This is a genomic window from Escherichia sp. 20412-1, from assembly GCF_003027595.1.
GTDB classification, from domain to species: domain Bacteria; phylum Pseudomonadota; class Gammaproteobacteria; order Enterobacterales; family Enterobacteriaceae; genus Escherichia; species Escherichia marmotae.
On record NZ_PYQM01000006.1, the window covers coordinates 119,031 to 132,266 of the forward strand.

The 13,236-nt window shown below is 52.0% G+C and carries 6 protein-coding genes and 1 pseudogene; 4 read left to right on the plus strand and 3 right to left on the minus strand.

Features of this window, described 5'->3' with window-relative positions:
• Positions 1 to 585: 585 nt before the first annotated feature.
• Positions 586 to 4,061: pseudogene (locus C7B16_RS25250) on the plus strand (autotransporter outer membrane beta-barrel domain-containing protein); the annotation flags it as partial.
• A gap of 108 nt (positions 4,062 to 4,169) precedes the next feature.
• On the opposite strand, the gene narQ reads toward C7B16_RS25250, so the two are convergent.
• Positions 4,170 to 5,870, minus strand: coding sequence for a nitrate/nitrite two-component system sensor histidine kinase NarQ (gene narQ, locus C7B16_RS06875; protein ID WP_107179515.1), 1,701 nt, complete (start codon positions 5,868 to 5,870; stop codon positions 4,170 to 4,172).
• Between the two features lie 205 nt (positions 5,871 to 6,075).
• On the opposite strand from narQ, the gene aegA reads away from it, so the two are divergent.
• The 3 genes from aegA (at position 6,076) to C7B16_RS06890 (ending at position 9,867) form a co-directional block, all read left to right on the plus strand.
• The gene (aegA, locus tag C7B16_RS06880) at positions 6,076 to 8,055 is read left to right on the plus strand and encodes a formate-dependent uric acid utilization protein AegA (protein ID WP_107179516.1); all 1,980 of its coding nucleotides are present in this window, start codon (positions 6,076 to 6,078) and stop codon (positions 8,053 to 8,055) included.
• A 67-nt stretch (positions 8,056 to 8,122) separates the two neighbouring features.
• Positions 8,123 to 8,698: a GDP-mannose pyrophosphatase NudK gene (nudK, locus tag C7B16_RS06885; protein ID WP_000193712.1), complete on the plus strand. Its 576-nt coding sequence runs from the start codon at positions 8,123 to 8,125 to the stop codon at positions 8,696 to 8,698.
• A gap of 125 nt (positions 8,699 to 8,823) precedes the next feature.
• Positions 8,824 to 9,867 carry a DUF1176 domain-containing protein gene (locus C7B16_RS06890; protein WP_016249056.1) on the plus strand — a complete coding sequence of 348 codons (1,044 nt, stop codon included), beginning with the start codon at positions 8,824 to 8,826 and terminating at the stop codon, positions 9,865 to 9,867.
• 113 nt (positions 9,868 to 9,980) lie between these two features.
• Here C7B16_RS06890 and tkt read toward each other — a convergent pair whose 3' ends face one another.
• Positions 9,981 to 11,984, minus strand: a complete 2,004-nt coding sequence (tkt, locus tag C7B16_RS06895) for a transketolase (protein ID WP_001516851.1) — start codon at positions 11,982 to 11,984, stop codon at positions 9,981 to 9,983.
• 19 nt (positions 11,985 to 12,003) lie between these two features.
• Entirely contained in the window at positions 12,004 to 12,954 is a 951-nt protein-coding gene (gene tal / locus C7B16_RS06900; RefSeq protein ID WP_001003730.1) for a transaldolase, read from the minus strand.
• Positions 12,955 to 13,236 lie beyond the last annotated feature (282 nt).

Genomic DNA, 13,236 nt, shown 5'->3' on the forward strand with positions numbered 1-13,236 from the left:
CTTTATTTAAATAAACTGTCACTATTTTCAATATCTATTTCATGGAGGGGTTTCGCTCCGGATGAACTATTGCCAATAAAATATATTGGCATGGTTTGTAATGGTTTTTTATTAACTTTTGCATTACATATGTTTATGTTTATTGAGTATAATTAATTGATTTTATTGATATTTTTTCTTGATGTGAAACGTTTTAAAGGCTATTTTTGCACCTTGTTTCAGGCAGGCTAACAGTAGCCCACTATTAACTAGTGAACGGTAGATGAAGATGTAATATGGAAGTGATTAATCACTAACTTGTCGATAATAATGATTTTACGTTGTTGGTTAAATATCAGCAGCGGTGGCGTGTTAGCGCCAAAAATAAAAAACTTTACTCTGATGAATGTTTTTGGATGTTTTTCAATACTTGTTATGGGTAAGGGGAGTATTGCGCCAAATTTTATTAAATTATATTGCGCGCAATATGTGTTTATTACCAGAGCATTGGGATAAAAAGTTCTTTGTTATGAAAATCATAATCGGTGAGTTTGTTTCTTTCCTCAAAATAAGGCGCTTTATTGAACTTTAATTAAAAAGGAATAATACGTGCTGGCGAACCTGACGACATTTAGCGGTGGCACCACCACGCTGGCGGCGGGTTCAACGCTTAACACCGGCGTATTCACCCAGCAGGATGGCAGCGTTCTGAATATCAACCTTGGGGAAGACGCCAGTAGCCCAATCATCACCGCCGACAGCGCCTCGCTGGACGGTACGCTGAATATTACTGGGGTGGGTAATATTCAGGAGCCGCTCAGCCATGATCCCTACACCTTCACGCTGATCGACACCGATGGCACCATCAACGGCGACTTTGACGACCTGACCATCGCCGGAATGAAGACGAGAGCGATCGACTTCCTGACGGTCGCGGGTCGTATTAACCCCACGGATAACTCGCAGTACGAGCTCGCCACCTCGCTGTCCTGGTACGCAGATGAAAACAGTGCGGTCACAGATGCTCACGGAACCTTCACCCTGAGCGATCCCGATGGCAGCTTTACGCTGAACACCATACTGGCCGATGTTGCCCCGAACGACGCCACTCGCTGGGATGGTTCAACGCTGACCAAAGCGGGTGACGGCACGCTTATCCTGAAGGCGGCGAATACTTACAGCGGCAACACGCTCGTTAACGGTGGCACCCTGATTGCCGGAGTCGATAACTCGCTGGGTGAAGAGGGGGGGCTGGAGCTGGAATCTGGCTCCACCTTTGACCTGGATGGCATGAGCCAGAACCTTGAGTACGTATATGGCGATGTCGGGAGCACGCTGGATCTGGACGGAGGTAAATTGACTCTGGGAGGCGACAGCTATATGACCTCCTGGTTTAACGGCATCGTGACCGGCGGCGGCCTGCTGGATGTGTACGGCGATCTTATTATCGGGCAGACGAGCGATCTCAGCGGACTGAGTGCGACTATCGACATTGAGCAGTATGCCGTGGTGGAGGCTCAAACCCTGGAACTTGGCAGTGGGCGTATTGTGGCTGATGGCCTGCTGCTCATTGAATCCGCATCCGGTACTCTGGATAACAACATCAGCGGCAGCGGCGATGTCTGGAGCACAGGCGATACCACCCTCAGCGGTGACAATAGCGGGTTTAGCGGCTCCTGGACCCTCCGTAATTATGCCAGTTTCCGGGTGGCTGATGCTTCCGCGCTTGGCACGGGTAATGTCGTTGATGGCGGAACCCTGTATCTCGGCGGCACTGAAGACTGGGCGCTGAACAGCGGCAACGTGATTAGCGACTACTATAACTACGACGGCGAGCAACTCGTCGAGATGAACGCGGGTAAAGTGGTGAAACAGGGCGCTAACGCCATCACCATTGCGCATGCCAACACTTACAGCGGCGGCACGCTGATTGCCGAAGGCACGCTGAATGCCAGTGACGTTGGTGCGCTGGGGATGGGCGACGTAGATAACTACGCCATGCTGAATCTGAATGCGGCGGGAGAATATGTACTGGCGAACCTGACGACGTTTAGCGGCGGCACCACCTCGCTGGCGGCGAGCGCAACGCTCAGTACGACCGTGCTTGACCAGCAGGAGGGCAGCGTGCTGAGCATTGATTTAGGCGCGGATGCCAGTAGCCCAATCATTACCGCCGACAGCGTCAGCCTGAACGGCACGCTGAATATCACCGGGATTGGCAATATTCAGGATCCGCTTACCCATGCCCCTTACGCCTTCACGCTGATCGATGCCGACAGCGCTATTAGTGGGGACTTTGACGACCTGACCGTCGCCGGAATCGAAGCCAAAGAAACGGATTTCCTGACGGTTGACAGCCGTGTAGTACCCGCCGATAACTCGCAATACGAACTGACGGCGTCACTCTCCTGGTATGCGGATGAAAATAATGCGGCGACGGATGCGCACGGCATCTTTACCCTCAGCGATCCCGATGGCAGCTTTACGCTGAATACGGTGCTGGCGGATGTCTACCCGAACAGCGTGACTGGCTGGGATGGCAAAACGCTGACCAAAGCGGGTGACGGCACGTTGATCCTGAACACTGCCAACACTTACAGCGGTGAAACTCGCGTCACCGAAGGCACATTGTGGCTGACGGATACCGGAGTAATTGGCGTGCCGGATGCGTCTGGCCAGGGGGCTGTAAATGTTGACTCTGGTGCCACTTTCGGCGGCAGCGGCGTAGTGAACGGCGATATCTACAACAGTGGCAAGATTGCTATGAGCCATGAAGGCGAAACGGGCAACACACTAACCATCAACGGTAACTACACTGGCGACAACGGTAATCTGTATTTCAACACGCAACTGGGCGACGACAGTTCACCAACCGATAAACTGGTCATCTCCGGTGATACTTCGGGTAACACGACGGTCTATGTTGCTAACGTCAATGGTAAAGGCGCACAGACGAAAATGGTATTGAAGTGATCGATGTCGGCGGCCAGTCAGAAGGTGTCTTTACCCAGGGTAACCAGGTGCAGATTGGGCTGTATGAATACCGTCTGTATGAAGATGAAGGCGACTGGTATTTACGCTCACAATCCACCGTTCCACCGGAACCGGATGATAGTGGCGATGTCCCGGTAACGCCGCAATATCGCCCTGATATTGGCGCTTACCTCGGTAACCAGTGGATGGTGCGTAACCTGCAAATGCAGACGTTGTACGATCGCGAAGGTAGTCAGTACCATAATGAAGATGGCAGTGTCTGGATGCGTTTCAAGGCGGGTAATGCCGGGTCGCAGGCGGCTGACGGCAATGTTGATATCAACAACAACTATTCGCAGTTTCAGTTGGGCGGCGATATCCTGGCGTGGGATAACGACAGGCAGAGTCTGAAAGTCGGCTTGATGGCCAGTTACATCAACGCAGACACCGACAGCGAGGGTAATCGTGGCGCGGACGGCAGTCGGTTCAGCGCGACAGGTAATGTTGATGGCTACAATCTCGGAGTATATGCGACCTGGTTTGCTGATGCGCAAAACCATCAAGGGGTTTATGTCGATAGCTGGTATCAGTATGGCTTCTACAACAACAGCGTGAGTAACGGTGACGTAGGTTCTGAGGGTTATGACTCCACGGCACATGCCATCTCGCTGGAGACGGGCTACCGCCACGATATTGCGCTGAGTAACCAGAATACAGTGAGCCTGATACCACAGGCGCAGGCGACCTGGCAGAAGTATGATGCTGACAGCGTTATCGACAATAACGGCACTCGTATTGACGATCAGGATAGTGATAGCTGGACCACCCGTCTGGGGCTGCGTGTGGATGGTAAATTGCACAGGAACGCAACATCCATGATCCAGCCATTTGCCGAAGTGAACTGGTTGTACACTAGCGGTGATGTTTCAGTTTCGTTCGATGGCGCGGAGATGAAACAGGATAGCCCGACTAACCGGGCGCAGGCGAAAGTAGGGATTCAGGTGAACCAGGACTGCCAGTGGAGTATTACTGGCCAGGTTGTTGGTGAGACAGGAAGCCATAACTATAACGATCTTAATGGCAGTCTGAACCTGCGTTACAGTTGGTAAAATACAGAGGGCTTACCCGGTGTTGTTTCGCCGCCGGGTAAGTAAATGTATCAGGCTTATATCAGTCGTAGAGCCTTATTTAAAGTCGGCTTATTTCGAGCATGGATGTCAAATAAGCTGGCTTTCCTCACCCTCCGCAGAGCGAAAGCTAATACTCACTAACGTGCCACCGCCAGAAGGTTGCGAAAAAGTCAGCGTACCACCCAGCCGTTCTGCACGCTCGCGCATGATATTCAGACCATAATGACCTTCGGGTTCTTTCGGTTCACCGATGCCGATACCGTTATCACGGATATAGACCGTGTGATTGCCGTCCGGCGCGGTGACGCAACTGACGGCAATTTCGCTGGCGTTGGCGTGCTTCATCGCATTCAGCACCGCCTCGCGAATAATTTGCAACAAATGCACTTGCATTTGTGCATCCAGCGCCAGGGTTGGTAGACGGCAGTCGAGCGTCAGTCTGGCACTGGTTTGGTTTTGCAACGCATCCAGCATTTCACGCAGCGCAGAGGGGAGATCCGCCTGCTGGAGTGTCAGACGGAAAGTGGTCAACAGCTCGCGCAACTGCCGATAAGCATCATTCAACGCCTGGGAAAAATCGGCCATGATACTTTGTGCGGTGGCGTTATCTTCCGGTATCGAACGCTTCAGTAATGTCAACTGGATACGTAAGTAAGAAAGCACCTGTGCCAGCGAGTCGTGCAACTCGCGGGCGATGGTTGCGCGTTCTTCCATCAACAGCAACTGCTGAAAATGCTTCTGCGCCTGATTAAAGTACAAACCACGGCCCAGCATCGACGAAACGCTGTTAAGCAGCGGTTCTGACGTTGACACGTTACTATTTTGCCAGTGTAGTTCGCCATATACTGTCTCTTGCATGGTCACCGGCAAAATTTGCATCGGCAGTTCAGGGTTTGGCTTTCCTTCGCTAATCCGCCAGTTTTCACCAACGTTAAGCTCCAGGTAATCAGCCGCTTCATTGTCGCGAACAATCTGCAAAATATGACGGAAACAATGTACATCAATCTGGCTGGTATTTAGCGCCTGCGAGCATTGGTACAGCACTTCCAGACGGCGCTTCGCTTCGTGGAGATCGCGGGTTTTTTCTTCTACTGACGCCTCCAGCGAGCGGTACAACTTATGCAGCTCGCTCGACATCTGGTTAAAGGTTTTTGCAAGCAGCCCCAGTTCATTCGGCAGGCTGGTATCCAGTGGCGGTGAGTCGAACTGCCCGTGTTCAATACGCTGACTGGCGGTCACCAGATGATTCAGCGGAGCAACCACCTGATGGCGTATGCGGCGCAGAGTAAAAAAGACCAGCGTGAAAATACCGATGCCGCCAGCCAGAGAAATCGCCACCACCAGCAGCATTTTGCGTTCAGCGTAGTGCTGCAAAGCCAGCACGAACAGGTCTATCTGATTGACATAACTATTGATATTAGCCTGATACCACGGCAAATCGCCGTTAATGAGCCGGTTATTCATCTCCAGCCAGTTGGCATTTAAATGCGCATAGCGAGTTTTTACCGCTTCTGGCACATACCAGACGTTGAGATTGGTTAATACCGGTGAATGCAGTGCCTGCTGGAACAGTTGGCGATGCGCATTGAGCTGCGGGCTGCCGCGTTGCAGATCGTAACCCAAACGATAACTTTGCATACGTAGCGATCCGGCAATATTGATCGCTTCGGCATCGCGCAAACTGCTCGCCAAAGTTAGCAGAGCAATACCAGTGGAAAGGATCGACAGCAGCACAATGTAAAAAAAGGCCCGGGCCAGACTGGCCGAGACGGGTCGTTTGACAATCACACGCGTCTTCTCCACATAAAATAATTAATGTTTCAGGTCGCTGAAACGCAATTTAATAAGCGATGAGATTATTTGATCTGCCACAGTTTATAGCGAAATAGTTGCTTGCCCTGGGCAAATGAATATTGCCGATTCCCCTGTAAGTCGGGTAATAACAACACTCATATAAAGAATAAGGTTTTTACAACCAAAAAAGAAGGTCGTTATGAATCGTTTTATTATGGCCAACAGTCAGCAATGTCTGGGTTGTCATGCTTGTGAAATCGCCTGTGTCATGGCTCACAATGATGAACAACATGTCTTGAGCCAACACCATTTTCACCCCCGAATTACGGTTATTAAACATCAGCAACAGCGTAGTGCGGTAACCTGCCATCACTGCGAAGATGCGCCCTGTGCCCGTAGCTGCCCCAATGGCGCGATCAGCCATGTTGATGACAGTATTCAGGTCAATCAACAAAAGTGCATTGGCTGTAAATCCTGCGTGGTGGCCTGTCCGTTTGGCACCATGCAAATCGTCCTGACCCCCGTCGCTGCGGGTAAAGTGAAAGCTACAGCGCATAAATGCGACCTGTGCGCAGGGCGAGAAAACGGCCCCGCCTGTGTCGAAAACTGCCCGGCGGATGCGTTGCAACTGGTCACCGACTCCACATTATCCGGCATGGCGAAATCCCGCCGCTTACGCACCGCTCGTCAGGAACATCAACCCTGGCATGCCAGTACAACGGCACAAGAAATGCCGGTGATGAGTAAAGTTGAGCAAATGCAGGCAACGCCCGCGCGCGGCGAGCCGGATAAACTGGCAATTGAAGCGCGTAAAACTGGCTTTGATGAGATTTATCTACCGTTTCGTGCCGATCAGGCGCAGCGAGAAGCCTCGCGCTGCCTGAAGTGCGGTGAACACAGCGTCTGTGAATGGACTTGCCCGCTGCATAACCATATTCCACAGTGGATTGAACTGGTGAAAGCCGGAAACATCGACGCAGCGGTCGAGCTTTCTCACCAGACCAACACCCTGCCAGAAATTACCGGGCGTGTCTGCCCGCAAGACCGCCTGTGTGAAGGTGCCTGCACCATTCGCGATGAACACGGCGCGGTAACCATCGGCAACATTGAACGCTACATTTCGGATCAGGCGCTGGCGAAAGGCTGGCGGCCTGACTTAAGCCACGTCACCAAAGTCTACAAGCGGGTGGCGATTATCGGCGCGGGGCCGGCGGGGCTGGCTTGTGCGGATGTCCTGACGCGTAACGGTGTTGAGGTGACGGTGTACGATCGCCATCCGGAAATCGGCGGCCTGCTCACCTTTGGCATTCCTTCTTTTAAACTGGATAAATCTCTGCTGGCGCGTCGTCGGGAAATCTTCAGCGCGATGGGAATTCACTTCGAACTCAATTGTGAAGTGGGCAAAGATGTCTCTTTGGATGCGTTGCTGGAACAGTATGATGCGGTCTTCGTTGGCGTAGGTACTTACCGTTCCATGAAAGCGGGCTTACCCAATGAAGATGCGCCGGGCGTTTATGACGCTCTGCCGTTCCTCATTGCTAACACCAAACAGGTGATGGGGCTTGAAGAATTACCGGAAGAGCCGTTTATCAATACCGCCGGACTAAATGTCGTGGTACTGGGCGGTGGCGACACCGCAATGGACTGTGTGCGCACCGCGTTGCGTCACGGCGCGAGTAACGTCACCTGTGCCTATCGTCGTGACGAAGCTAACATGCCTGGCTCGAAAAAAGAGGTGAAAAACGCCCGCGAAGAGGGAGCGAACTTCGAATTTAACGTCCAGCCGGTGGCGCTTGAGCTGAATGAACAAGGTCACGTTTGCGGAATTCGTTTCCTGCGCACGCGTCTTGGTGAAGCGGATGCACAAGGACGTCGACGTCCGGTGCCGGTTGAAGGCAGTGAATTTGTCATGCCAGCCGACGCGGTGATTATGGCGTTTGGTTTTAACCCGCACGGGATGCCGTGGCTGGAGTCGCACGGTGTCACTGTGGATAAATGGGGCCGCATTGTGGCGGACGTTGAAAGCCAGTACCGTTACCAGACGACGAACCCGAAAATCTTCGCCGGTGGCGACGCCGTGCGTGGTGCGGATCTGGTGGTTACCGCAATGGCGGAAGGGCGTCATGCGGCGCAGGGAATTATTGACTGGCTGGGGGTAAAATCAGTCAAATCTCACTAATTTCATACACAGACAAACCCGACTTCACAGCGTAAGATAACAGTTCATTTCGCGCTGTGGAGTCGGTATGACGCAACAAATCACCCTTATCAAAGACAAAATTCTCTCCGATAACTATTTCACCCTGCACAACATTACTTATGATCTTACGCGCAAAGATGGCGAAGTGATCCGCCATAAACGTGAGGTTTATGATCGCGGTAATGGCGCGACGATCCTTCTGTACAACGCGAAGAAAAAGACCGTGGTGCTGATTCGTCAGTTCCGCGTTGCCACCTGGGTTAATGGCAATGAAAGTGGGCAGTTGATTGAAACCTGCGCCGGGCTGCTGGATAACGATGAACCGGAAGTCTGTATTCGCAAAGAAGCGATTGAAGAGACAGGTTATGAAGTTGGCGAAGTACGCAAATTATTTGAACTGTATATGTCGCCTGGCGGTGTGACCGAGTTAATCCACTTTTTTATCGCGGAATACAGTGACAGTCAGCGCGCTAACGCGGGTGGCGGCGTAGAAGATGAAGATATTGAAGTGCTCGAGCTGCCGTTCAGCCAGGCGCTGGAGATGATCAAAACTGGCGAGATACGTGACGGTAAGACAGTGTTATTGCTTAACTATTTGCAAGCGTCACATTTAATGGACTGAAAAGTAACAATAATATTTCGCTGATTATTATTGGCTCAATCCGATAAATCCGATTGAGCCGCGCTATCTGCGCAACGAAGATACGACTTGTGCTGTTTGTTTGAACTTCTGGGGTCGTACCGTCCATGCGCTATCGCATTTTCCTTCTCATGTTTATCGCTTTGTTGCCGACGTCTTTAGCGTGGGCAGCACCAGCGCAACGGACGTTTTCCGACTGGCAGGTTACTTGTAATAATCAAAATTTCTGCGTAGCGCGCAACACAGGCGATCACAATGGGTTGGTGATGACTCTTAGCCGCAGTGCCGGGGCGCATACCGACGCCGTTTTACGTATTGAGCGTGGTGGTTTGAAATCACCGGATGCGTTGGAAGAGGAGATAGCGCCACGACTACTATTAGATGGAAAGCCGCTGGCATTAATAGGAGATAAGTGGCGAATTTCGCCGTGGTTATTAGTGACCGATGATACGGCGACCATCACCGCGTTTTTAAAGAGGGTTCAGGATGGGAAGGCAATCACCTTACGTGACGGCGAGCAGACCATTTCTTTGAGCGGTTTAAAAGCGGCGTTGATATTTATTGATGCCCAACAAAAGCGCGTTGGTAGTGAAACCGCGTGGATCAAGAAAGGGGATGAGCCGCCGCTTAGCGTGCCGCCTGCGCCTGCACTGAAAGAGGTCGCAGTAGTGAATCCAACGCCAACGCCACTCTCACTTGAAGAACGTAATGATTTGCTGGATTACGGTAACTGGCGGATGAAGGGGCTGCGTTGTTCGCTTGACCCGTTGCGTCGTGAAGTGAGCGTCACGGCGCTGACCGACGACAAGGCATTAATGATGATTGGCTGTGAGGCTGGCGCGTATAACACCATTGATCTGGCGTGGATCGTTTCGCGTAAAAAACCGCTGGCATCGCGCCCGGTAAGGTTGCGCTTACCGTTCAACAACGGTCAGGAGACGAATGAACTGGAGTTGATGAACGCGACATTTGATGAAAAGTCGCGTGAACTGGTGACGTTAGCGAAAGGGCGTGGGTTAAGCGATTGTGGTATCCAGACTCGCTGGCGTTTTGACGGCCAGCGCTTTCGTCTGGTGCGTTACGCCGCAGAGCCAACTTGCGATAACTGGCATGGACCAGACGCCTGGCCCACGTTGTGGATCACCCGTTAAACATCATGGCGGGAACATGTAAGCCTGATAAGACGCGCCAGGCCGGATAAGACGCGCCAGGCCGGATAAGACGCGTCGCGTCGCATCCGGCAATCAGCATCCGGCAATCAGCATCAGACGCCTTTTACCCCAAGCACCTTATGCGCTTTTGCCACAATATTCTCGGCAGTAAAGCCAAAGAACGGGAACAGTTTATCCGCCGGAGCAGATTCGCCATAACCCGTCATTCCGACAATCGCCCCTTTCAGACCGACATATTTGTACCAGTAATCGGCAATACCTGCTTCTACCGCTACGCGGGCAGAAACGTTTGAGGGCAGCACCGACTCACGATATTCCTCATCCTGGGCGTCAAAAATATCCGTCGAGGGTAAGGAAACCACGCGCACATTGCGTCCTTCGCCCGCCAGTTTCTCTGCCGCTTGCAGGGTAATCTCCATCTCTGAACCGGTAGCAATCAAGATAATATCCGGCTTGCCGCCGCTGTCTTTCAACACATAACCGCCACGAGCAATCTCTTTCACCTGCTCCGGAGTGCGTTCCACCTGGGCCAGATTTTGTCTGGAGAGGATCAGCGCCGTCGGTCCGTTATGGCGCTCAACAGCCAGTTTCCAGCCCACCGCCGCTTCTACCTGATCGCACGGTCGCCAGGTGCTGAAATTCGGCGTTAAGCGCAAACTGGCCAGTTGCTCAACCGCCTGGTGCGTCGGGCCATCTTCCCCCAGACCAATCGAGTCATGGGTATAAACCATAATCTGCCGCGCTTTCATCAGCGCCGCCATACGCGCGGCGTTGCGGGCATATTCAACAAACATCAGGAACGTTGCGGTATACGGTACAAATCCACCGTGGTGCGCGATGCCGTTGGCGATAGCGGTCATACCAAATTCACGCACCCCGTAGTGAATATAATTCCCTGCTGGATCTTCCTTCAGCGACACAGAACCTTTCCAGATGGTGAGGTTGCTGGGAGCCAGATCCGCTGAACCACCAAGCAGCTCCGGCAGCATTGGGCCGTAAGCGTTAAGCGTATTTTGCGAGGCTTTGCGGGTCGCGATTTTCGCCGGATTCGCCTGCAACTCATTGATATATTTCTGAGTCGTTTTCTCCCAGTCTTTCGGCAAACCGCCACTCATCCGGCGGGTAAACTCTTCTGCCAGTTGTGGATGGGCTTTTTTATACGCGGCAAACTTCTCATTCCAGCTCTGCTGCGCTTTTTCGCCTTTTTCGCGGGCATCCCAGGCGTGGTAAATTTCTTTGGGGATCTCAAAGGGTGGATGATGCCAGCCCAGTTTTTGCCGTGCCAGCGCCACTTCTTCTTCACCCAGTGGGGCGCCGTGCGCCTCTTCTTTACCCGCTTTATTAGGCGAGCCAAAGCCAATCACCGTGCGGCAGATAATCAGCGACGGCTTATCTTTCACGCTTTGTGCTTCGAGAATAGCTTCCTTCACCGCTTGCGGATCGTGACCGTCGATTTCGTGGACAACATGCCAGTGATAGGCTTCAAAGCGTTTTGCCGTATCGTCGGTAAACCAGCCTTCAGTTTCACCATCAATCGAAATCCCGTTGTGATCGTAAAAACCAATCAGCTTACCGAGTCCCAGCGTTCCCGCCAGTGAACAGACCTCATGGGAGATACCTTCCATCAGGCAACCATCACCCATAAACACATAAGTGAAGTGATCGACAATCTCATGATCCGGCTGGTTAAACTGCGCCGCCAGCGTGCGTTCTGCTATCGCCAGTCCGACTGCGTTCGCCAGCCCCTGACCCAGCGGCCCCGTGGTGGTTTCCACGCCCGGCGTATAGCCAATCTCCGGGTGACCTGGTGTTTTTGAATGTAGCTGACGGAAGTTCTTCAGCTCTTCCAGCGGCAGGTCGTAACCGGTCAGATGCAGCAAACTGTAGAGCAGCATCGATGCGTGACCGTTAGAGAGAATAAAGCGGTCGCGATCATACCAGGTCGGGTCGGTGGGGTTATGTTTAAGAAAATCGTTCCACAACACTTCGGCAATATCGGCCATGCCCATCGGCGCGCCGGGATGACCAGAATTGGCTTTTTGCACCGCATCCATACTGAGCGCGCGAATCGCATTGGCAAGGTCTTTTCGGGACATAGAACACTCCGTGGCTGGTTTACAGTTTGGCGGCAAGAAGATCTTCCAGTTTGCGTTGATCGACAGCGAACAGGCGGATGCCTTCAGACAGTTTTTCTACCGCCATCGCATCCTGATTGTGTTCCCAACGAAATTCCGCTTCGCTCATAGGGGTAGGGCGCGGGAAATGCTGAGAAGGCGGGATTAATTTACGTACCACCGGCGAGACTTTTTCCTGCAACTCTTTCAGCAAGTTCGGCGCGATGGTCAGACGGTCACAACCGGTTAAAGCGAGGATTTGCTCGGTACGGCGGAAACTTGCGCCCATAACGATGGTTTCGTAACGGTGCTGTTTATAGTAGTCGTAGATATTGCGTACTGATTTGACGCCCGGATCTTCTTCTACCACATATGGGTCCATTGGTTTGCGCGCCTGATACCAGTCATAAATACGGCCCACAAACGGTGAAATCAGAAAAACGCCTGCTTCTGCGCAGGCTCGTGCCTGAGCAAAGGAAAACAGCAGCGTCAGATTGCAATTAATACCTTCTTTTTCCAGCTCTTCTGCCGCGCGAATTCCTTCCCATGTCGAAGCCAACTTGATCAGAATGCGTGACTTCTCAACGCCCTGCTGCTGGTACAAATCCACCAGATGGCGCGCTTTCTCAATACTCTTTTCTTTATCAAAAGAGAGGCGTGCATCAACTTCTGTCGACACACGACCGGGTACGATTTTGAGAATTTCTGTACCGAAATTGACCGCCAGTTTGTCACAGGCCGCGACGACTTGTTGTTCCTGGGTTTGACCGTTTTTTTTACCCCAGGCAATAGCATCGTCTATTAAATGCTCATATTGTGATAATCCGGCAGCCTTGAGTAACAGCGAAGGATTGGTGGTGGCATCCTGAGGATGGTAGTGACGAATGGACTCAATATCGCCACTGTCTGCCACGACCGTGGTGAACTGTTTGATGCCGTCTAACTCGTTCATAGGAAATACTCCTTGAAAAGTAAAGTGTTAGATGAGTGCGTTAATTCACACTTCTGACAAATTTCGCGAAACGCATCAAAAAAGCATAGCAGACAGGCATGGTATTGCTGGATTAAGCAGGTAACATCGGTGTTATAGGATTATTACCGAAACATTATTTCGATGTGGAGAGTTTGGACTTGCTCAAAGTCTGAAAGCTCCGGCAAGGTGATAATGTGCGCCACGTTGTGGGCGAAGGCAGCAACCCACACATTTTTGTGAACGTTACGTGAAAGGAACAAC